Origin of the sequence: Streptomyces sp. NPDC051976, assembly GCF_040680795.1 — a bacterium.
Lineage (GTDB): Bacteria > Actinomycetota > Actinomycetes > Streptomycetales > Streptomycetaceae > Actinacidiphila.
The window spans coordinates 13946-35051 of sequence record NZ_JBFAXL010000077.1; the positions used below are offsets into that span (position 1 = coordinate 13946).

Here is a 21106-nt window from a genome sequence, read left to right on the forward strand (position 1 = left end):
CTCGTTCGAGCGGTCTGACGGTCTGACGGTGGAGCGGTCGTGCGGGTTGCGCGGGTCGTGTCGGCCGTGCGGGTCTCAGCGGCGGATGCCCGTCGCGAAGGGCAACGTATTGACGAATGCCCTGTGGTGCTCACGATCGCACCATTCGAGCTTCAAATACGACTTACCGGCGGAAGCGCGGATGGTGCGCTTGTCGCGCGCCAGCGCTTCCGGGGAGCGCGAAGAGACCGTGATGTAGCCGACCAGGTTGACGCCCGCGGCGCCACTGGCCAGGTCCTCGCCGCGCTGGTCGATCCGCCCGTGGTGCGCCACGTCGCGCGGGTCGACCACCCGGTTCATCTTCGCGGCGCGGCTGGCGTCCGCGTCGTCGTTGGTCTTCTCCGTCAGCATCCGCTCGATGGCCACATCGGTGGGCTCCAGGTCCATGCAGACCGCGACCGTACGGATCACGTCCGGGGTGTGAACGAGCAGCGGGGCCAGGAAGTTCACGCCCACCGGCGTCATCGGCCACTCCTTGACCCACGCCGTGGAGTGGTGCCAGGGCGCCCGGGTCGACGACTCGCGGGTCTTGGCCTGCAGATACGTCGGCTCGGTGGCGTCCAGCTCGGCGGGCCACGCGTTGCGCTTGGTCATCGCCTGGATGTGGTCGATGGGGTGGTCGGGGTCGTACATCGAGTGCACCAGGCTGGACAGCCGGGCCTGCCCCAGCGGCTGCCGCACCCGGATGTCGGCCTCCGCCAACCGGGCGCAGATGTCGTTGAGCTCACGGGCCATCACGGCGGCCAGACCCGCGTCGCGGTCCAGCTTGCCGCCGCGGCCGCCACCGCCGGTGGCGCGCGCCAGCGCGTTGCCCTCGGCCGACAGCTCCCGGGTGAAGTGCATGCACGCCACCAGGTAGGCGCGGTGCTGCTCCGACGACGTCGACACCATCGACTGGAGCTGGTCGTAGGACTCCTTGAGCCAGGACTCGGCCGCCGGGTCGCCGCGCAGCGCCACGTCCTTGGCGTGCGCGTCGGGGTCGGCGGGCAGCGTGCGCGCCAGCATCTGCAGCCGCGTCACGAAGCCGTCGCCGTTGGCCACATGCTTCAGCAGGGTGCCGAACCGCTCGACCAGCGCCTCCTGGTCCTCGCTGTCCCGCAGGCCCACGCCGGGCCCCTCGATCTCGATGGCGGCCGTCACCGTACGCCGGTCCACATGCAGCAGCACGGCGATCTCGTCGGGTCCGAACGGCGCCGACAGCCAGGTGATCCGCCCGATCCCCGGCGGCGGCCCGACCTCGACCTCGCGCCCGTCCAGCCCTATCCCGGCCTCCTCGATGCCCGACCGGTAGGTGGGGGAGACGCGGAGCGTACGGCGGAAGGTGCGGTTGATCTCGAACCAGCGGTAGAACGTACGCCTCCGGTACGGCATGTACACCGCGGCCAGTGCCAGCAGCGGCCAGCCGACCAGGCCGACGATGCGCAGCAGCAGCACCGGGACCAGCAGACCGCACAGCATGCCGAGACCGGCACCGGCCACGATCAGCGCGATCTCCCCGGTCTCCCGGTTCTTGCCCACGATCGCGTTGGGCCGTGCCTTGCCGATCAGATACGTACGGCGCGGCTGGGCGAAGGGCTGGGTCGTCACCGGCGATCACCTCCCTGCGAATTGCCGTTGGTCGATCCTGAGCCGAAGTTCGAGCCGAAGCCGCGGCCACCGCCGTTGCCCCGGGTGGCGCTTCCACCACCGCTGCCGCCGGTGCCCGTACCGCCGCCGCCCGAGGGGCCGGGGTTGCCGGTACGGCTGCTGTGCGCGGCGACCCCGCCCGCCACCGGGTTCGACGGCTGCGCGCCGCCGCCCTGGGCCTGCTCCTGGGCGCCGCCGCGGGCGCTGTGCGTGTTGATGCCCTGCCGCACCAGCGCGGCGGGCGACGAGATCACCGCCGCGGCCTGGCTCTGGCCGCTGGCCTTCCTGCCGTTGCGCAGATTCACCACGTCGTCACCGAATCCCGGCACGAACCGGTAGATCATGAAGCTGGCGAAGATCGCCAGCAGGATGATCGCCAGGCCCGACACCACCGCTGAGAACGCGTCAGGACCGTTGTCCGACGCGGACAGCGCCCCGGCGAGCCCCAGAACGATCACGATCACGGGTTTCACCAGGATCACCGCGATCATGATCCCTGCCCACCGGCGGACGTGATGCCACATGTTCTTGTCCACCAGTCCGGCGTACACCGCCGTACCCAGCAGCGCCCCCACGTACAGCAGCGCCGCCCTGATCACCAGCTCCAGCCACAGCACCCCGGCGGCCAGCACCGACACCAACGACACCACGATCAGCATGATCGGGCCGCCGCCGATGTCCTTGCCCTTCGTCAGCGCCCCCGAGAACGACCCGAAGAACACATTCGTGTTCGAGTCCGTCCCCGACGAGATCACGTTCGTCACCGCGTCCGTCGCCGACACCACGGTGTACAGCACCAGCGGCGTGAACGCCGACGCCAGCACCGTCAGCCACAGGAACCCGACCGCCTCCGTCAGCGCCTCCGTCAACGGCACCCCGCGCACCGCCCGCTTCGCCACCGCCAGCAGCCACAGGATCAGCGTCAGAATCGTCGACGCCGCGAACACCACCGCGTACTGCCGCAAGAACGCCGTATTGGTGAAGTCCACCTCCGTCGTCTTCGTCACCGCCGCCGACAGCTTGTCGATCGTCCACGCCGCCGCGTCGGCGCAGCCGCGCCCCAGCGAGGTGAGCGGGTCGAGCGAATCGGTGGGGTTGGTGCCTTTGGCGGGGGCGGAGGGGTCGCCTTTGGTGCAGTAGTCCTTGGCGGGGCCTCGGATGAGGGCGCACGGGTCGCTGCCCGGCTTCCCCGTCGGGGTGGGAGAGGGCGCCGCCAGCGCGCGGCCCGCGAAGAGGACCGCGGCGATCTGCACGCTGCTCAGCGCGCCGGCCAGGGTGAGGACGCGTCGACTACCGGGCATAGGTGAAGCCTCCGAACCCGCTCACTGCGTCGGTCATGTCCTGAGCCGAGGCCGCGGCCTGGTCACGCCCTACGGGGGCGGGGCCGTCCTTCTGCTGGAAGGAGGTGATCTTCCAGTCGTTGCCGGACCACGTCATGTCGAACGTGTTCGTGTACCAGCTCTCGGAGACGGGATTGGTGGAGCCCTCGCCCGCCAGGCCGAACAGCGACGAGTACCAGACGCTCACGGTGGCCGAGTCCCCCGCGAACTTCACTGTCTTGGCGCCGACCGGGTTCACCCGGGAGATGAAGGTCATGCCCGTCGGCGCCGTGCCGTTGGCCTTGAGGCCGATTCGCTGCAGGAACGCCGTGTCGGCGTAGGCCTTGTCCAGGTCGCCCTGGACCTTGGCGGTCGCGCTCGGCGCGTAGACGGCGCCGACGATCTGGTGCCGCCGGTTCGCGTCGAACATCCCGTCACCTCCCAGCGCCACGGCGTAGTTCGCCGCCGCCGACTGCGCACCCTGCTCGGTGTGCGCGAAGCCGCTGGGGATGCCCGCGGCGGACTTGCCGGTGACCGGCTTCTCGCCGGTGGGGGCGGTGGCGGCGGAGGAGCCGCCGTGGGAGCCGGAGGAACCGGCGGTGGTGGAGGGGGCGTTGTCGCCGGACCCGGCGGCGGAGTGGTGGGAGCCGCGGTTGGCGAAGGCGAGCGCGGCGATGAGCAGCACGATGATGCTCACCACGGTCACGAGGGCGCGGCGCGGCTGGGCGCGGCGGGTGGCCCCGCCGTGGGTGCCGTGGCCCTCGGGGAATCGGGTACGGGTCGGGGGTCCGTCCTGGCCGAGGCTCATCGCGCGGTCGCCCCCTCGGGCACCGTGGGCACGCCGGACCGCCGCGTGGCGCGGACGGCACCGCTGCTTGGTTGAGTGGGCATCAGCATGCAGCCTCAGGATGGGAGGTGAGCCTGGGACGGGCTCCGGGACATAGGGGGACGAGCCGCCGGGGCGGCGGACCTGACGGGCCGGGCCGACGGGACCTGCCCGGGCCGGCACGGCCTACCGGGGAACCGGCTAGACGGCCATCCCGTAGACGATGGTGAACAGCGTGCCGAGTGAACCGATGATGAACACGCCGGTCAGCCCGGCGATGATCAACCCCTTGCCCTGCTCCGCGCTGAAGGTGTCGCGCAGTGCCGTCGCACCGATCCTCTGCTTGGCCGCGCCCCAGATCGCGATGGCCAGGCACAGCAGGATCGCCACCGCCATGACCACTTCGATCATCACACGTGCTTCGTTCCCGAGGGACCCGAATGGTCCCCAGTCTGGGGCGATGCCACCGATGATGGTGTTGATGTCGCCCTTTGCGGCTGCCACGAACATGTAACTCACCACCCCGCTCGATCAGTTGGCTCCCTCGCCGGGGCGCAAGGGTGCCAGGATCTATCTTGGCCGAGGATGACGCTGTTGCATGTCGACTCAACGACTTTCTCGGCGGATCGTCCGTGTGATCCTGGTCGAAGCCGCCAAACTGGTGCACGGACCGGTGTTCGATGGGACGCGGACGACTACTCTGTGTATCACGAGCATCACCGTAGGGCAACGATAGGAACATACGGACACAGACGGCGGCGAGAGGAAGGCAGGACGCCGTGGCGCGGAAGGTCTGGCTCACCGTCATCATCGGCTGCGGCCTGTGCTTTTCGTTTCTCGCGCTGCTGGTGGTCGGCACGTACTCGGCGGCCGCCGGGCTGGCGAAGGGCGGCGCGGGCGGCGGGGCGGTGACGCTGGCGAAGGGGGCGGTTCCCGCCATATACCAGCCCATCGTGCAGAAGTGGGGCAATCTGTGCCCGGCGCTGAACCCGGCGCTGCTGGCCGCCCAGCTCTACCAGGAGAGCGGCTGGAACGCCCGGGCGCAGAGTCCGGCCGCGGCGCAGGGCATCGCGCAGTTCATCCCGGGCACCTGGGCCACCCACGGCATCGACGGGAACGGCGACGGGAAGGCCGACGTCTGGGACCCCGAGGACGCGATCCCGTCGGCGGCCTCGTACGACTGCGAGCTGGCGTCGTACGTGAAGGACGTGCCCGGCGACAACACGGACAACATGCTCGCGTCGTACAACGCCGGTGCGTACGCGGTGATAAAGGCCGGCGGTGTGCCGCCGTACAGCGAGACGCGGAACTACGTGAAGATCATCCGCACGCTGGAGAAGAGCTTCGCCGCGCCGGTCGGGCGGGTGGCGCCGTCGCAGCAGGCGGCCGCGGCCATCTACTACGCGCAGCAGCAGCTCGGTACGAAGTATCTGTGGGGCGGCACCGGGACGGCGGACGAGGGCGGCCGCTTCGACTGCTCGGGGCTGACGCAGGCGTCGTACCACTCGGTGGGCATCGAGCTGCCGCGGGTGGCCAACGACCAGTGGAACGCGGGGCCGCACCCGGCCCGCTCCGAACTCCTCCCCGGGGACCTGGTCTTCTTCGCCACCGATCTGACCGACCCGCGCTCGATCCACCACGTCGGGATCTACGTCGGCGGCGGCTACATGATCGACGCGCCGCACACGGGGGCGGTCATCCGCTTCGACCCGATCGACGAGGCCGACTACATCGGGGCGACCCGTGTCACCCGGGACGGGGCGCAGGCGCTGCCGACACCGTCGGCGGCCTGACGCCCTTTCGGCTTTCGGCCTCTTCGGCTCCGTCCGGTGAGGCTCTGGCCTGAGACCGGCGGTGGATCGTCCTGCCTGGTCACCCTTGGATAACGGGCAGGTGATCTTCTGGCGAAGACAGGAACGCTACGTACCGTGTCGGCCGTTGTACGGGAGAGAATGGCGAGGGACGCAAGCGACGGGGGTTGCAGACGAGCCGAGCCGCGGACGCACGGTCAGTTAGTTGCTAGGTAAGGGGCACCACGCTATGGCAGAGGTCGCTAACGACACCGCCAACCCCGACATCAGCCTGCTCCACGACATCAACGACTTCGCCAAGCAGGCGCCTCGCGGCGTCGACCGGGCGGTGGAGTTCATGGGGGAGTACGGTCTCGTCGCCCTCATGCTGCTGCTGGCCGGTGTCTGCTGGTGGCGGGTGGCCCGCCGCTCCCCGGACGCCCCCGCCGCCGTCGCCGGAGTCCTCTGGTCGGGCCTCGCGGCCGGTATCGCCCTGCTGCTCAACCTCCCGATCCGCGCGCTCGTCCAGCGTCCCCGGCCCTTCGTCGAGCACGACGGCATCGACGTCCTGGTGCACGGCACGACCGGCTACGCCTTCGTCAGCGCCCACGCCGCGCTGACCGCGGCGATGGCGGTCGGCCTCTTCATGGTCAGCCGCAAGGTGGGCGTTCTGGCCATAGTGCTCGCCCTCGCCGAGGGCTTCAGCCGCGTCTACCTGGGTGTCCAGTACCCCACCGACGTCATCGGCGGCTTCGCCCTGGGCGCCGCCACGGCCCTCCTCCTGGCCCCCCTGGCCCTGGCCCTCCTCACCTCCCTGGCCACCACCCTCACCCACACTCGCGCCGCCCCCCTGATCCGCACCCCCCACCACCCTCCCCGCCCCACCCCCTTCCGCCACAGCGCCGCCGACAAGGACCTCGCGGCCTGACGTGCCATCACTCCGGAGCAACCTCACGCACGGCCTTCCACGGCCTGCCGCCGCCCTTGGCCTCGCCTCGGGGCTCCTCCTGCTGACCGCCTGCGGCGGGGGCGGTTCGACCCTCTCGTCCCCGCCCGCACCGTCCCAGTCCTCCCCGCCGTCCCAGCCGTCGCGGACGAGTAGCCCCTCCGCGGCGCCCGCGCCGGTCAGCCATGGAGCCCCTCGCCCGTCGACGGCATTGCCGAAGGATCTGACGATGGCCTTCGAATGGCCGAGGACGGGTGACGCGACCAAGGACGCGGTGCTCTCCGACGGTGAGCAGTACATGCGGGCGTTGAAGCGGGCGAGTGCCGAGGAGAGTCTCCGCGACCCCGCGTATCAGTTCTATTCGCGCGACGACGCCCTCACGTACGCGCATGACCAGATCGAGGCGAACATCGACGGCGGCTACGCGCCGACGGGGGATGACCGCTATTACGCGGCGAAGGTGAGCGTCGCACGGGCCGGGTCGGCGACCCTGTCCTTCTGCCGGGACGAGAGCAAGGTCTTCAGCAAGAAGGTGAAGACGGGGAAGGTGCTCCGCACCGCGCCGACCAAGGACAGCTTCGTCTCGTACCACCTGCTCCTGGTGAAGGACGCTGCCTCTCACGGGGTGTGGCAGTCGTCGCAGATCACCGTCATCGTGGGCGCGGCGCAATGCCGCGTCTGAGAGTTCCACGGGGGATCAGATCGTGAACCGCACGTCCGTGCCGATCGCCGGCGCCGTTACGGCGTCGGTGCTGTTGCTGCTGACCGCCTGCGGCGGAGGCGGCTCCGACACCGCAGACCACATCCAGCCATCGGCCGGCGGTAAGCCGTCCGCGTCGTCCAACCCGACGCCATCGTCGACGCAGGCGGGCGCCGAGCGGCCTTCGACGGCGCTGCCCAAGGACCTGAAGCTGGTCTTCGACTGGCCGAAGACCGGCGATCCGACGAAGGACGCGGTGTTCGCCGACGCGGCGCAATACGTCCGCGCCTACAACCGGGCCGCCGCCTCGCACGACCTCAAGGACCCGGCGTACCAGTTCTACTCGCGCGACCAGGGTCTGACGTACGCGCACGCCCAGATCACGGCGAACATCGACGGCGGTTGGGCACCGACCGGTGTCGACCACTACTACCGGGCGAAGGTCACCCTTCCGCGGCCCGGCTCCGCGACCCTGACCTACTGCCGCGATCAGACGAAGGCCTACAGCAAGAACGTGGCGACCGGAAAGGTCCACCTCACGACACCGAGCGACAGCGACTTCGTCCTGTACAACGTCCTCTACGTCAAGGACGCGTCTTCCAAGGGCGTATGGCAGGCATCGCACGTCGTGGTCATAGAGAAGGCCACCCAGTGCAAGCGGTGAACTGCGTCTCGTCGGCCGCACGCACCGTCTGAATTCTGGCTATCCCATGGGGGACCCCAACGTGACCCGCACTACCCTTCCTGCCGCTGTCGTGTTCGCGGCGTCGACGGCGTTGCTGTTGACCGGCTGCGGCGGAGGCAGTTCGGACAGCCCGGACAGGGCTCAATCGTCGGCGATCGGTACACCTGGTACGCCGACGACGTCGGCAACTTCGACCCGTTCCGCGGAGCCGGGAGCCCCGACGTTCGACCTGCCCCCGGATGTGAGGATCGAGTTCGCGGGGTTCGACGCGGGGGGCGGCAAGGACAAGGACGTCATGCGGGACGCCGGTTACGCCATTACCGCGCTGTTGGAAGCGGAAGCGACAGTGCACGCCACAGAGACCGCCAACTTCAAGCGGTACTGGACGGGTCTGTCCGGTGCCACGTATGCGGACACGATCATCGCGCGGGGGCGTCAAGGAAAGGTGATCACCGGCACCTATCGCTACTACTCCCCGCGCGTGACGCCGAATGCTCAGGGCGCCCAGGTCGTTTCGTACTGCGAAGACCAGCGCAAGGCATACGCCAAGGACGCCAGGACGGGAAGGGTGAGGGTGACGACCCCGTCACTGTCGGACTTCCGTTCCTGGTCGCTGGTGATGTCCAGGAACTCCGCGGGTGGCTGGCAGGTCGCGAACTACACGTGGCATCAAGGGGCGAGGAACTGTCAGGTGGCCTGAACCGGATCGGAACGGGCCAGTGCGAGCGGTGGCCTGCCCCCGGGCCTGTTCAGTCATGCCCCTGCCACCTTTGGTGCGTGATCGGCAACCGTGGAGGGGTGGTGGACGTCTGGGGAAGTGCGGGGGGAGCACCTGCAGCCACATGGCTCCCACCGGTAGTCTCATTGGCTACACAAGCACTGACTGGATCTGGCTAGCCCACGGGGGATTCCAACGTGACGCGCACTACCCTTCCCGCCGCTGTCGCGCTCGCGGCGTCCACGGCGCTCCTGCTGACCGCCTGCGGCGGAGGCGGTTCGGACAGCTCGGACAAGATTCAGTCGTCGGCTACGAGCACGACGGCAACGTCCACACCGACCACAACCGGGTCTCCGACTCAGGCGGCGGGGCCCGGCGCCCCTAAGTTCGACCTGCCGTCGGGTATCACCACGGACTTCAAGGGCTTTGAGAGCAGTGACCCCAAGAAGCAGGCGATTCTGACCGACGCCAAGTACGCGGCTCTGTCGATTCTGGAGTTCGAGGCGAAGGTCTACGCCAAGGAGACGCCGAACTTCAAGCGGTTCTGGACGGGCGAGCGCGGTGCGGCTTTCGCGGACTCGATCATTGCCCAGGGCAAGGGCGGCAGCGTCATCACAGGCGCCTACCCGTACTACAAGCCTGTCGTGAAGACGATTCAGGGCGGGAACGTCTCGGTGCAGTACTGCGAGGATCAGCGGAAGGCTTACGCCAAGGACTCCAAGACCGGGAAGGTCACCGTCACGAAGCCGTCGCTCTCGGACTTCCGTTCGTGGACGCTGCTCATGACCAAGAGCTCCTCGGGTGAGTGGACCGTCTTCAACCACAGCTGGGTTCAGGGGGCGAAACAGTGCCAGGTCGCGTAATCACCCGAATCGTTCGCGGCGGGACCGTTGCCTTGGCCTGCGCCGCGATGCTCACTGCCGGGATCACCTCGGCGTCGGCAGGCAACGGAAAGACTGACGGAGGTACCGGCGCCACCGGTGACGGGACGACCTATCAGGTGCACGTGAACTACACCCATCGCGGGACCGGGAGTGGCGACGGGGCCCAGCCGGTGAAGTCCTCGGACGCGGGCTTCATGCCTCCTGTGTGCTGGTACACGAGCATGACGCCTGAGCAGATGAAGGCGGAGATCAACCGACGGTTCTTCGCGGCTGGTAAGGAGGGGTCGGGCACCACCTACGAGTTCTACAACAACGAGAACAACAAGATGGACGCCTACCACTACAACCAGGGCAAGGACGGTAGTTGGTGGGTGCTCACCTGGGACGACAGCCAGTTGAACAATCCCAACAACCTCTGCCCGTATGACCAGGGCTACTTCTGGCGGGATCCGGGCAACCCGCCCGCGGGCCGGATCACACCGAAGATGCTTGCCGACGCGGCGTACGGGCAGCTGACGTTGCCGACCAAGGGCGTGAAGCTGAGCCCGGTGCCGGAGAACCAGAAGGTCAACCTGCCGACGTACGTCAGCTTCCAGCGGGCCGACGCGCTGGTGTCCGTCACCGCGCAGCTCACGGAACCGGACGGCACGGTTGTCGCCGCCACGGTCGCCGCGAGGCCCTCCAACCTGCACGTCGACGCGGGAACCCAGTACGCGGACCCGGGCAGCTGCGACTACCCGCTCGACGGCTCGTCGCTCAACAGCGCCGGCGCGTCCTGCAACATCACGTACAACAAGGCGAGCGCGGGCACGTACCCGCTCACCGCGGACATGTCCTGGAGGGTGTGGTGGACAGCTACCACCACGCCGCAGGCTGGGGGCAGACCCCTGCCCGCGGGCTTCTCCGCGTTCCCGCAGGACGTCACGGTCAGGGAGATCCAGACGGTCAACCGCTGAGTCAGCGGCAACAGACGCAAGTGGGGCGCCCGAGGCGTAGCGGCGGACGGCGGCGGCCCACAACCGGCAGCCGTGGAGGGGTGGTGGACGTCTGGGGAAGTGCGGGGGGAGTACCTGCAGCCACATGGCTCCCACCGGTAGTCTCTTTGGCTACACAAGCACTGTCTGGATCTGGCTAGCCCACGGGGGATTCCAACGTGACGCGCACTACCCTTCCCGCCGCTGTCGCGCTCGCGGCGTCCACGGCGCTCCTGCTGACCGCCTGCGGCGGAGGTGGTTCGGACAGCTCGGACAAGATTCAGCCGTCGGGGACGGGGACGCCGTCCGAGACGGCAACTCCCTCTGCGACGAAGGCGGCTGTACAGCGGCCCGTGATCAGTCTTCCCGCAGGCGCGAAGAACGTCTTCGAGAACCAGCAGTCCGGTGACCCGAAGAAGGACGCTGTGCTCGCGGACAACGCGCAGTGGGTCAATTCAATGGATGAGGCGATCCTCAAGGGCTCGTCACATTCCACGGCCATCGGGTTCTACAGCACGGACAAGGGCCTGGAAGCCGCCGTCAGCTATGTCCAGGGCTATCTGAACAAGAACAACACGTGGATCGGCATCACCCGCTTCTTCGACCGCAAAGTCACCTTCGGGAACGATGGTTCAGCCTCGCTCATCTACTGCTCGGATGAAAGCAAGGCGTTCCTCAAGAACCGCAAGACCGGCAAGGTCGACAACACGCCGACAACGGCGGACAGTTACGTGCTCTACAACACTCGTTTGGTGAAGAGCCCGCAGGGTGTCTGGCAGACCGTTGCCGTTGTCTCGGATAGGGGGGCCAAACAATGCCAGCCGTAGGGGCGAAGACGCCCGCGCGGACGTTGGCGGTAGTAGTCACGGCCTTGGTCGTCGCGATGACTCCGAGCATCGCGTACGCAGGCGGCAAAGGGGGCGGGGGGGACCTCGGCGGTGGGGAGGACCCCGGGAGTCAGACGATTTCGGCGAAGGCCGGCGGGGTGTCGTACGACACGTCCAAGAACGGGTCCGGGCCGTCCGTGGGGCCGCTCGCTCCGGTGGACACCAGTTGGAGTCCGCCGCCGTGCTGGTATACGCCGACGTGGACGCCGCAGCAGTTCAAGGACTACGTGGAGCCCATCTGGAATGTGGACTCGACCGGTGCGGAGTGGGACGCGACGCAGCGTGATCGATATGTGTACGGCAAGCCGTACACAAATTTCAACCTCGACAAGACGGGCAAGGGGTATTGGTGGACGTCGTACGTTCCCGACGGCGGGGCGGGTGTTCCGGGGGCGCTTGACTGCACCGCGCCGTACTTCTGGGTGGACAAGGGCACCGCACCGCCCGCGGACATCAAGGACGCTCTCACGCCCAAGATCCTGGCTCAGCTGGCCTACAAGCAGATTCGCGTGCCGGACACCGACGTCAGCTTGAGCCCGGTCGCCCAGCAGACGGTGAACCTGCCGACGTGGGCATGGCTGGACGCGAAGACGTTCAAGCCGGTGTCCGTGACGGCCACTGCCGACCTGCTCGGCATCTCCGCCACCACGACGGCGACACCCGTCGCTCTCCATTTGGACCCCGGTACGCCTGATGCCGACGTCTACCCGGCGTCGGGTGACTGTCCGCTCAATGCGAACGGTTCGATCGGGACGCCGTACACGAAGGGGAGCGGCGGCAAGGAGCCACCGTGTGGCGTGATCTACCGGCACGCAACGCCCAACGGTGGTTCGTACCCCCTCAGGGCGACAGTGACGTGGAAGATCAGTTGGGTTGGCACGGGCGATCCTGGTGGCCCCCTGCCCGCAGGGACGTTCGGGCATACGACGAACCTTGTGGTCCAGGAGATCCAGACCGTCAACCGCTGAGTCGGCGGCAACAGGCGCAAGTGGGGCGGTCCGCGGTAGCGGGCCGCCCTTTGTGTTGGGCTCAGAGCGCCTGGGGGAAGGTGAAGAGGCGTTGGGGGTCGTAGTGGGATTTGAGGGTGGTGAGGCGGGGGGCGTTGGGGCCGTAGTAGGCGGTGCGCCAGGTGGGGAGGGTGGGGTCGGTGTAGTTCTGGTAGGCGGCGCCCGAGGCGTAGCGGCGGAGGGCGGCGTGGGTGGTGCTGAGCCAGGAGGTGAGGGAGAGGGCGTCCGAGGCGAGGTACTGGGCGAGGAAGCGGGAAGTGCGGTGGCAGAAGGCGGTTGAGGTGGGGGACGGGCGGTTGACGGCGCCGCCCAGGGCGGTGAGGGCGATGCTGCCCGCGCCGCCGCCGGACTGCCCGGAGAGACGCTGGACCTGGGCGAGCAGGGTGTCGATGCCGCCGGCCGACAGATTGGTGTCGTAGAAGTCGGAGCAGGCGGAGTACGTCTCGCGGTGCAGACCGCCCTCGGGCGTGAGGTGGCACTGGGCGGCGGTCAGGCCGGAGCAGCCCGCGTAGGAGAAGGTCGCGTCGATGTAGCTGTGCGGGTGCAGCGAGACCGAGGTGGCGTCGGCGCCGACGGACGCGGCGAGGCGGTCGGCCGCGGCGGCCAGATCGGCCTTCGAGCCGGTGGAGAGCATCGGGATCGCGACGGTGGGGGAGCCGCCCGCGGCGCAGTCGAGGTGCAGGGCGGACCAGATGTGGTCGGGCTGGTCGGGGCCCCAGCTCTGCCAGGCGCGGACCACGGCGGCGGCGCGGCTCCAGGGCCAGGTCAGATAGCCGGTGACGACCTCGGGCACCGGGTGCGTGCCGAAGCGCAGTGAGGTGACGACGCCGAAGTTGCCGTTGCCCGCGCCGCGCAGCGCCCAGAACAGGTCGGGCTCGGCGTCCGCGGACACCTCGCGGGTGCGGCCGTCGGCGGTGACGATCGTGGCGCCGATCAGGTTGTCGCAGGTCAGGCCCATGGAACGGCTCATGACGCCATGGCCGCCACCCAGGGTGAGCCCGGCGACGCCGACGCTGGGGCAGGAACCGCCCGGGATCGTACGGCCGTGCTGGCCGAGCTGGGAGTAGACGTCGATGAGGCGGGCGCCCGCGCCGACGGTGGCCGTGGTGCCGTCGACGCGTATGGAGTGGAGCTTGGAGACGTCGACGACGAGCTTGCCGTTGCCGCTGGACCAGCCCGCGTAGGAGTGGCCGCCGCTGCGGATGGCCAGCGGGGTGGCGGTGCGGCGGGCGAAGTCGAGGCAGGCGCGGATGTCGGCCTCGCCGGTGACGTAGGCGAGGGCGGCGGGGCGCAGGCCGTCGAAGCGGGTGTTGTAGAGGTTGCGGTGGAGGGCGTAGCCGCGGTCCTGGGGGCGGAGGAGCTCGCCGTCCAGGGACCTGGCGAGCGCGGGCCAGTCCGCCGGTACGGGCTTGGCGGTTCTCGTCGGCGCCCCGGTCGGAGGGCGGTTGCCGGAGGTCGGCGGTTTCGCCGTGCCGCTCGGGCCGTCCGCGTGACTGTCGTTGGGGCCGCAGCCGCTCAGCACCGCGGCGGCCAGGACGCCGCCGCCCGCCAGCAGCGCCGTCCGCCGCTGCACCGGTATCGACAGGGGCACCGCAACCGGCTCCGCCGCCGGTACCGGGTCCCCGTCGTTCACAGAGGTCGTCATTCGCCTCACCGCCTTCCGAACCGTAGACGTACGAACACGGGACCCGGTTGCGCAAGCGGAGGGGTCGCCTCAGCCGGCGACGTGCAGCTCGGCGTCGCGGCGGGCGCGGTCGCGGGCACGGCGGGCAGGGCCTTTCCAGCCGCAGGAGCACAGGGCGATGGCGAAGGCGCCGCGTTCGATGACGGAGGTGTGGTGGGGCGCGCCCGGTCGCTGGCTGACGACCGGTGCGTGGAGCGGTATCGGCTCGGCGCACAAGTTGAGCACGACACCACGGTAGCGGGCGTGACGGGGCCGTTCCGACCGTCGTTATGAGGATGAGGCCCAGCCGGTGTGGATGGATCAGGGATGGTGGCAGCGATGGCCAGCGCGGTGGTGCAGGGGCGGGCGGTGGTGCCGCGGCGCGGGCGTACGTCGGCGGCCGTCGCGGTGGCGGCCGCGGTCGCGTGCGGGACGGCGCTGCTCACCGGTTGTTCGGGGACGGGCGCAGCGGCCGAGGGCGGCGGCCCGGACGCCAAGGCGGCCGACGCCACGCAGGCGGTGCGCGGCGCGGCGCAGACGCTGGTACGGGCGGGCAGCTCGCATGTGACCACCGCCATGCGGATGGCCAGCGGCGGCACCTGGCTCACGATCACCGGCAGCGGCGGCTTCGACTACGCGAAGCGGCGCGGTGAGCTGCGCCTGCTGCTGCCCAAGGACGCGATCGGCGCCGAGGAGCACAAGCCGCTGATCGAACTGCTCACCCCGGGCGCGCTCTACATGAAGGACCGGGGGGAGGGGGTGCCGGACGGCAAGTGGGTACGGGTGGACACCACCCGGCTGCCGGACGGCAACCTGGTGACCGGCGGCGCCACCGAGCCGCTGGCCGCAGCGGAGCTGCTGCGCGGGGCGCAGGACGTGACGCTGGTCGGCCAGGAGACGCTGGACGGCACCCCGGTGCGGCACTACCGCGGCACCGCCGACATCGCACGCGCGGCCAGGGCCGTGGACCCGGCGGCGCGCGGCCCGCTGGAGGCGGCGGCGAAGGGGTTCACGGTCACGGGGGTGCCGTTCGACGCGTGGCTGGACGGGCAGGGCCGGCTGCGCAGGCTGACCCAGCGCTTCACTTTCAGCTCCGCCGGTACGGGCAAGGGCGCGGGGCAGGACGTCACTGTGGTCTCTACCACTACGTTTGACGGATTCGGGGTCGCGGTGCCGGTGACGATGCCGCGGCCTGCCGACATCTGGACCGGCAAGATCGTTTCTTCGCGGCCGCGGTAAGGGGCCCGAAGTGGTAACGGCCGCCGCCGGAACGGGCGTTGCCGAAATGGTCCATCCGTGCCATGCGCGGACCGGGTGCCGGTCCCTACCCTGGCTGGAGACCGTCACAGGCGCTCGTGGACGAGGAGGTGGTGTGCGTATGGCGCCGTCGCCCGGAATGTCGGTGGTGCAGGACGACCCCGTGGCTCTCGCCGAGATCGAGCTCTGCGGCGAGCTGATGATCGCCGCGTCCACCGCGGACGAGGAGCGGCTGAGCTTCGCACGGATCGACGAGGTCCTGGAGGTCGCCCACGCGCGCGCTCATGACCACGACCCCGCGCTGCCGCTCGCACCCTGCCGCTCGGCTTCCGGCCATCTCACTTCCTGAGACCGCGTCCGAAGCCGATACCGAGTCCGTCACGTTTCCCGCCGGCGCCGCCCGCGGGTCAGGTACGCAGCAGCCGCGCTATCGCCGCGGTGGCCTCGGCCACCTTCTCGTCGATCTCCGGTCCGCCGCCGACGGCGGCGGCCGCCACGCAGTGCCGCAGATGCTCTTCGAGGAGCTGGAGCGCGAAGGACTGCAGACCCTTGGTGCTCGCGGAGACCTGAGTGAGGATGTCGATGCAGTAGACGTCCTCCTCGACCATCCGCTGGAGGCCGCGGATCTGGCCCTCGATCCGGCGCAGCCGCTTGAGGTGCGACTCCTTGTCGTGGCTGTAGCCGTGCGGGCCCGCGGGGGCGTCCGGCTTCGCCGGTGCCGCCGTCTCGGAAGCCGCTGCCGAAGCCGCTCCCGGAGCTGCTCCCGAGGCCGCTTCCGTGATCTCCGCCTCAGCCGCCGGCTCCGTGACATCGGCCTCAGTCGCCGCGGCCGTCGCAGGCTCCGTCGTCATCGCGCTCCCCGCCCTTCGCTTGGAATTACCGCTTCTTCGCCCGCTACGAGGAGTCCCGTTATACCCCTGGTGGGTATATCCTACCGAATCGACACCTTGTGCGACACATCCCCGGTGAGGGGCACTAAGTCCGATGAGCGACACTGGGTGACGCGAGTTAGCCCTGGCTGGATGATGCGCCTAGCATCGACCAGACCGAATCCCATGCATCCTGAGGACCTCACGTGCGCTTTCGTCTGACCCCCAGGGAGACGAGCTTCTATGACATGTTTGCCGCATCCGCGGACAACATCGTCACCGGTTCGAAGCTCCTGATGGAACTGCTCGGGGCCGATTCGGCCAACCGTACCGAGATCGCCGAAAGGATGCGGGCGGCGGAGCACGCCGGGGACGACGCGACGCACGCGATCTTCCACCAGCTGAACTCCTCGTTCATCACGCCGTTCGACCGTGAGGACATCTATACCCTCGCCGGTTCGCTCGACGACATCATGGACTACATGGAGGAGGCCGTTGACCTGGTCGTCCTCTACAAGATCGAGGAACTGCCCAAGGGCGTCGAGCAGCAGGTCGAGGTCCTGGCGCGGGCGGCCGAGCTGACCGCAGAGGCGATGCCGAACCTGCGGACCATGGCCAACCTCACCGAGTACTGGATCGAGATCAACCGGCTGGAGAACCAGGCCGACCAGATCCACCGCAAGCTGCTCGCGCACCTCTTCAACGGCAAGTACGACGCCATCGAGGTCCTCAAGCTGAAGCAGATCGTGGACGTACTGGAAGAGGCCGCCGACGCTTTCGAGCACGTGGCGAACACGGTGGAGACCATCGCGGTCAAGGAGTCCTGACCCTCGTGGACACCTTTGTGCTGGTCGTGACCATCGCGGTCGCGCTCTTCTTCACCTATACCAACGGCTTCCACGACTCGGCCAACGCGATCGCCACCTCGGTGTCGACCCGCGCGCTCACGCCCAAGGCGGCGCTGGCGATGGCCGCGGTGATGAACCTGCTGGGCGCGTTCCTCGGCCAGGGGGTGGCCAATACCGTCAGCAAGGGCCTGATCGCCACACCGACGGGCCGGGGCGGCATGGCGATCCTCTTCGCCGCGCTGGCCGGCGCGGTGGCGTGGAACCTGCTCACCTGGTACTTCGGGCTGCCGTCGAGTTCGACCCACGCGCTGTTCGGCGGACTGGTCGGCGCGGCGCTGGCGGGTGGCACGGCCGTGCACTGGTCGGGCGTGGTCGACAAGGTCATCGTGCCGATGTTCCTCTCGCCCGTGGTCGGCATCCTCGTCGGCTATCTGATCATGATGGCGATCCTGTGGTTCTTCCGGCGCGCCAACCCGCACAAGGCCAAGCGCGGTTTCCGTATCGCCCAGACCATCTCGGCGGCGGGCATGGCCCTCGGCCACGGTCTGCAGGACGCGCAGAAGACCATGGGTGTGGTCGTCCTGGCACTGGTCATCCACGATCCCGGCCGCGGCTACGGCATCCCGGTCTGGGTGAAGTTCGTGTGCGCGGCGATGATGTCGCTGGGTACGTACGCCGGTGGCTGGCGGATCATGCGGACGCTGGGGCGCCGCATTATTGATCTGGACCCGCCGCAGGGCTTCGCCGCCGAGACGACCTCCGCGGGAATCCTCTACACGACCTCGTACCTCTTCCAGGCTCCGGTCTCCACCACCCATGTGATCACGTCGGCGATCATGGGCGTCGGCGCGACCAAGCGGGTCAAGGCGGTCCGCTGGGGTGTGGCCAAGAACATCGTCGCGGGCTGGTTCATCACGATGCCCGCCGCCGGCCTGGTCGCCGCGGCCTGCTACTACCTGATCCGGCTGATCTTCGGCGGCTGATCTTCGGCCGCTGACAACGAATACGGCCCCGCCCTCCTCTGGGGAGGGCGGGGCCTGCGCCTTGCGGTGGCACCGCCATGCAGCACCGCACGGCGGTTCTGATCACCCGAAGCGGCCCGAGATGTAGTCCTCGGTGGCCTGGACGGACGGGTTCGAGAAGATGCGCTCGGTGTCGTCGATCTCGATGAGCTTGCCGGGCTGGCCGACCGCGGCCAGGTTGAAGAAGGCGGTGCGGTCGGAGACGCGGGCGGCCTGCTGCATGTTGTGGGTGACGATCACGATGGTGAACCGGGACTTCAGCTCGCCGATCAGGTCCTCGATGGCGAGGGTGGAGATCGGGTCGAGCGCCGAGCACGGCTCGTCCATCAGCAGCACCTGCGGCTCGACCGCGATGGCGCGGGCGATGCACAGCCGCTGCTGCTGGCCGCCGGACAGGCCGGAGCCGGGCTTGTTGAGCCGGTCCTTGACCTCGTTCCAGAGGTTGGCGCCCTTGAGGGACTTCTCGACGACCGCGTCGAGGTCACCCTTCTTGCGCATGCCGTTGAGCTTCAGGCCGGCCGCCACGTTGTCGTAGATCGACATGGTGGGGAACGGGTTCGGCCGCTGGAAGACCATGCCGACCGTGCGGCGTACCGTCACCGGGTCGACCCCGGAGCCGTAGAGGTTCTCGTCGTCCAGCAGCACCTTGCCCTCGACGCGGCCACCGGGGGTGACCTCGTGCATACGGTTCAGGGTGCGCAGGAACGTGGACTTGCCGCAGCCGGACGGGCCGATGAAGGCGGTCACGGTACGGGGTTCGACGGTCATCGAGATGTCCTCGATGGCCTTGAAGGCGCTGTAGTACGCGGTGAGGCCGCTGACGTCGATTCGCTTGGCCATGTGGATCACTTCACTTCTCTGCTGATGGCCGCTCAGCGGCCCGTCTTCGGGGCTTTCCAGCGGGCGATGGCGCGGGCCACCAGGTTCAGGATCATCACGAACGCGATCAGGACCAGGGCCGCGGCCCAGGCGCGGTCGTAGCTGGGCTCGTTGCCGTTGCCGTACTGCTGGAAGATGTAGAACGGCAGCGACGACTGCGGATCCTTGAACGGATTCGTGTTGATCAGGTTGCTGCCGAACACCAGCAGGGCGATCGGGGCGGACTCGCCCGCGATACGGGCCACGGCCAGCATGACGCCGGTGGTGATACCGCCTATGGCGGTGGGGATGACCACCTTCATGATGGTCGCCCACTTCGGGACGCCCAGCGCGAGGGACGCCTCGCGCAGCTCGTTCGGGACGAGCTTGAGCATCTCCTCGGTGGAGCGGACCACGACCGGCATCATCAGGATCGCCAGTGCCAGAGAGCCGGCGAAGCCGGACTTCGGCGAGGAGCCGACGACCACGAACCAGACCGACAGGATGAACAGACCCGCGACGATCGACGGGATGCCCGTCATGACGTCGACGAAGAAGGTGACCCACTTGGCGAGGGCGCCCTTGCCGTACTCGACCAGGTAGATCGCGGTGAGGATGCCCAGCGGCGCCGCGATCGCGGTGGCGATGCCGACCTGCTCCAGGGTGCCGATGATGGCGTGGTAGACGCCGCCGCCGGGCTGGATGGTCAGCACGTTGTTCATCGAGTGCGTCAGGAAGGTCGCGTTGAGTACCTTCAGGCCCTTGCTGATCGTGGTGGCCACCAGCGAGGTCAGCGGGATGACGGCGAGGACGAAGCTGGACCAGATGAGGCTGGTGGCGACCCGGTCCTTGGCCTGGCGGCGGCCCTCGACCCGGGCGGTGATGACGTAGGAACCGGCCACGAAGAAGAACAGGGCCATCAGGCCCCACTGGATGTGGCTGGACAGACCCGCGCCCGCGCCGATGCCGGCGCCGAGTGCTATGGCACCCGCGGCGATGGCCAGCGGCGCCCAGCGGGGGAGCCTGGCGGTGGCCAGCGGCGGAGCGGCGGGGGCCGAGGGCCTCGCGTCTATGGTGCTGTGGCTCATGCGTTGGCCCCCGAGTACTCCTTGCGGCGGGCGATGATCAGCCGGGCGGCGCCGTTGACCAGCAGGGTGATGAAGAACAGCACCAGGCCGGAGGCGATCAGCGCGTCGCGGCCGAACTGGTCGGCCTCACCGAACTTGGCGACGATGTTCTGCGAGAAGGTGCCGCCGACCGGGTCCAGGATGTGCGCGGACAGCGTCGGCGAGGCGGAGAGCACGGTGGCGACCGCCATCGTCTCGCCGAGCGCGCGGCCCAGGCCCAGCATGGAGGCGCTGATGATGCCGGAGCGGGCGAAGGGCAGCACCGACAGCCGGATGACCTCCCAGCGGGTCGCGCCGAGCGCGAGCGCCGCCTCCTCGTGCATCTTCGGCACCTGGCGGATCACTTCGCGGCTGACGTTGGTGATGATCGGCAGGATCATGATCGCCAGCAGGATGCCCACGGTGAACAGCGAGCGCGCGGCCGAGTTCGGGTCCTGCTTCTCGAAGATGACCGTCCAGCCGAGGTAGTCGTTCAGCCAGAGGTTGAGGCCCTTGAGGTGCGGCACCAGGAAGAGCGCGCCCCACAGGCCGTAGACGATGCTGGGGACGGCGGCGAGCAGGTCGATCACGTACGCGATGGGGCCGCCGAGGCGGCGCGGGGCGTAGTGGGTGATGAACAGCGCGATGCCGACCGCGATCGGGACGGCGATGGCCATCGCGATGATCGAGCTGACGATCGTGCCGTACGCCAGGACCGCGATGCCGAAGACCGGCGGGGTCAGACTGGCGTTCCACTCGAAGGTGGTGAGGAAGTTGCCGTGGTCCTTGGAGATCGCGGACACGGCGCGCACCGTCAGGAAGACGGCGATGGCGGCCATCACCACGAGCAGGAAGATGCCGGAGCCGCGGGACAGACCGGAGAAGATCCGGTCGCCGGGGCGGGTCACCGGCCGGGATTCACGAGGTGGGGCGGTGGGGGGTGGAGCGGTGGTGGTCATAGGGATTTCTCCGGTCTGATGGGGGAGGAGTGGTCCCCCGGCGGCGGTGCACCGGATGTGCGGCGGGCCCCGCGGCCATGGTGGTGGCCGCGGGGGCCCCCCCGTCGGACAAGCAAGGGCGGA

23 protein-coding genes are annotated in these 21106 nt (G+C 69.0%); 13 read left to right on the forward strand and 10 right to left on the reverse strand.

The annotated features are described in order from the left end of the window. Window positions 1-75: 75 nt before the first annotated feature. The 4 genes from AB0M29_RS40480 to AB0M29_RS40495 all read right to left on the reverse strand — a co-directional run bounded on the left by AB0M29_RS40480 (window position 76) and on the right by AB0M29_RS40495 (window position 4320). Window positions 76-1626 carry an SCO6880 family protein gene (locus tag AB0M29_RS40480; RefSeq protein ID WP_365391823.1) on the reverse strand — a complete coding sequence of 517 codons (1551 nt, stop codon included), beginning with the start codon at window positions 1624-1626 and terminating at the stop codon, window positions 76-78. Beyond that, on the reverse strand, window positions 1623-2966 hold the full coding sequence (locus AB0M29_RS40485) for a hypothetical protein (RefSeq protein WP_365391824.1): 1344 nt from the start codon (window positions 2964-2966) through the stop codon (window positions 1623-1625). Before AB0M29_RS40485 ends, AB0M29_RS40480 begins: the two co-directional genes overlap by 4 nt. Then, window positions 2956-3792, reverse strand: coding sequence for a hypothetical protein (locus tag AB0M29_RS40490; RefSeq protein WP_365391825.1), 837 nt, complete (start codon window positions 3790-3792; stop codon window positions 2956-2958). The genes AB0M29_RS40485 and AB0M29_RS40490 overlap by 11 nt, the downstream gene beginning before the upstream one ends. Before the next feature lie 219 nt (window positions 3793-4011). Beyond that, a complete protein-coding gene (locus AB0M29_RS40495) occupies window positions 4012-4320 on the reverse strand; it encodes a hypothetical protein (protein WP_093717809.1) in 309 nt (102 codons plus the stop codon). A 269-nt stretch (window positions 4321-4589) separates the two neighbouring features. On the opposite strand from AB0M29_RS40495, the gene AB0M29_RS40500 reads away from it, so the two are divergent. The 9 genes from AB0M29_RS40500 (at window position 4590) to AB0M29_RS40540 (ending at window position 12362) form a co-directional block, all read left to right on the forward strand. Further along, window positions 4590-5603 carry a bifunctional lytic transglycosylase/C40 family peptidase gene (locus tag AB0M29_RS40500; RefSeq protein WP_365391826.1) on the forward strand — a complete coding sequence of 338 codons (1014 nt, stop codon included), beginning with the start codon at window positions 4590-4592 and terminating at the stop codon, window positions 5601-5603. Between the two features lie 247 nt (window positions 5604-5850). Continuing rightward, window positions 5851-6528 carry a phosphatase PAP2 family protein gene (locus tag AB0M29_RS40505; protein WP_365391827.1) on the forward strand — a complete coding sequence of 226 codons (678 nt, stop codon included), beginning with the start codon at window positions 5851-5853 and terminating at the stop codon, window positions 6526-6528. Between the two features lie 247 nt (window positions 6529-6775). Next, the gene (locus AB0M29_RS40510) at window positions 6776-7228 is read left to right on the forward strand and encodes a hypothetical protein (protein ID WP_365391828.1); all 453 of its coding nucleotides are present in this window, start codon (window positions 6776-6778) and stop codon (window positions 7226-7228) included. 22 nt (window positions 7229-7250) lie between these two features. Next, window positions 7251-7910 (forward strand): hypothetical protein, encoded by a 660-nt coding sequence (locus AB0M29_RS40515; RefSeq protein ID WP_365391829.1) that lies wholly within the window; start codon window positions 7251-7253, stop codon window positions 7908-7910. Between the two features lie 61 nt (window positions 7911-7971). Further along, on the forward strand, window positions 7972-8631 hold the full coding sequence (locus AB0M29_RS40520) for a hypothetical protein (protein ID WP_365391830.1): 660 nt from the start codon (window positions 7972-7974) through the stop codon (window positions 8629-8631). Window positions 8632-8846: 215 nt separating this feature from the next. Continuing rightward, window positions 8847-9512 (forward strand): hypothetical protein, encoded by a 666-nt coding sequence (locus tag AB0M29_RS40525; protein WP_365391831.1) that lies wholly within the window; start codon window positions 8847-8849, stop codon window positions 9510-9512. Between the two features lie 242 nt (window positions 9513-9754). Then, window positions 9755-10489 (forward strand): hypothetical protein, encoded by a 735-nt coding sequence (locus tag AB0M29_RS40530; protein WP_365391832.1) that lies wholly within the window; start codon window positions 9755-9757, stop codon window positions 10487-10489. A gap of 197 nt (window positions 10490-10686) precedes the next feature. After that, a complete protein-coding gene (locus AB0M29_RS40535) occupies window positions 10687-11334 on the forward strand; it encodes a hypothetical protein (protein ID WP_365391833.1) in 648 nt (215 codons plus the stop codon). A gap of 158 nt (window positions 11335-11492) precedes the next feature. Continuing rightward, on the forward strand, window positions 11493-12362 hold the full coding sequence (locus tag AB0M29_RS40540; protein ID WP_365391834.1) for a hypothetical protein: 870 nt from the start codon (window positions 11493-11495) through the stop codon (window positions 12360-12362). Between the two features lie 61 nt (window positions 12363-12423). Here AB0M29_RS40540 and AB0M29_RS40545 read toward each other — a convergent pair whose 3' ends face one another. Then, complete coding sequence (locus AB0M29_RS40545; RefSeq protein ID WP_365391835.1) at window positions 12424-14046, reverse strand: FAD-dependent oxidoreductase; 1623 nt, start codon at window positions 14044-14046, stop codon at window positions 12424-12426. A 69-nt stretch (window positions 14047-14115) separates the two neighbouring features. Then, window positions 14116-14301: a hypothetical protein gene (locus AB0M29_RS40550; protein WP_365391846.1), complete on the reverse strand. Its 186-nt coding sequence runs from the start codon at window positions 14299-14301 to the stop codon at window positions 14116-14118. 90 nt (window positions 14302-14391) lie between these two features. Between AB0M29_RS40550 and AB0M29_RS40555 the strand changes: the two genes are divergently transcribed. After that, window positions 14392-15303 carry a hypothetical protein gene (locus tag AB0M29_RS40555; protein WP_365391836.1) on the forward strand — a complete coding sequence of 304 codons (912 nt, stop codon included), beginning with the start codon at window positions 14392-14394 and terminating at the stop codon, window positions 15301-15303. Between the two features lie 139 nt (window positions 15304-15442). Beyond that, a complete protein-coding gene (locus AB0M29_RS40560) occupies window positions 15443-15670 on the forward strand; it encodes a hypothetical protein (protein ID WP_365391837.1) in 228 nt (75 codons plus the stop codon). A gap of 58 nt (window positions 15671-15728) precedes the next feature. On the opposite strand, the gene AB0M29_RS40565 is transcribed toward AB0M29_RS40560, so the two are convergent. Continuing rightward, complete coding sequence (locus AB0M29_RS40565) at window positions 15729-16172, reverse strand: metal-sensitive transcriptional regulator (protein ID WP_365391838.1); 444 nt, start codon at window positions 16170-16172, stop codon at window positions 15729-15731. A 224-nt stretch (window positions 16173-16396) separates the two neighbouring features. On the opposite strand from AB0M29_RS40565, the gene AB0M29_RS40570 reads away from it, so the two are divergent. Next, window positions 16397-17017, forward strand: a complete 621-nt coding sequence (locus AB0M29_RS40570) for a DUF47 family protein (RefSeq protein WP_365391839.1) — start codon at window positions 16397-16399, stop codon at window positions 17015-17017. Window positions 17018-17022: 5 nt separating this feature from the next. Next, a complete protein-coding gene (locus AB0M29_RS40575; RefSeq protein WP_365391840.1) occupies window positions 17023-18021 on the forward strand; it encodes an inorganic phosphate transporter in 999 nt (332 codons plus the stop codon). Window positions 18022-18123: 102 nt separating this feature from the next. Here the strand turns inward: AB0M29_RS40575 and pstB are convergent, their stop codons facing one another. Genes pstB through pstC form a run of 3 tightly spaced genes read right to left on the reverse strand, consistent with a single transcriptional unit; the run spans window position 18124 to window position 20983 of the window. Next, entirely contained in the window at window positions 18124-18900 is a 777-nt protein-coding gene (gene pstB, locus AB0M29_RS40580; RefSeq protein WP_365391841.1) for a phosphate ABC transporter ATP-binding protein PstB, read from the reverse strand. A gap of 32 nt (window positions 18901-18932) precedes the next feature. After that, on the reverse strand, window positions 18933-20006 hold the full coding sequence (pstA, locus tag AB0M29_RS40585) for a phosphate ABC transporter permease PstA (protein WP_365391842.1): 1074 nt from the start codon (window positions 20004-20006) through the stop codon (window positions 18933-18935). Further along, a complete protein-coding gene (gene pstC / locus AB0M29_RS40590; RefSeq protein WP_365391843.1) occupies window positions 20003-20983 on the reverse strand; it encodes a phosphate ABC transporter permease subunit PstC in 981 nt (326 codons plus the stop codon). The genes pstA and pstC overlap by 4 nt, the downstream gene beginning before the upstream one ends. Window positions 20984-21106 lie beyond the last annotated feature (123 nt).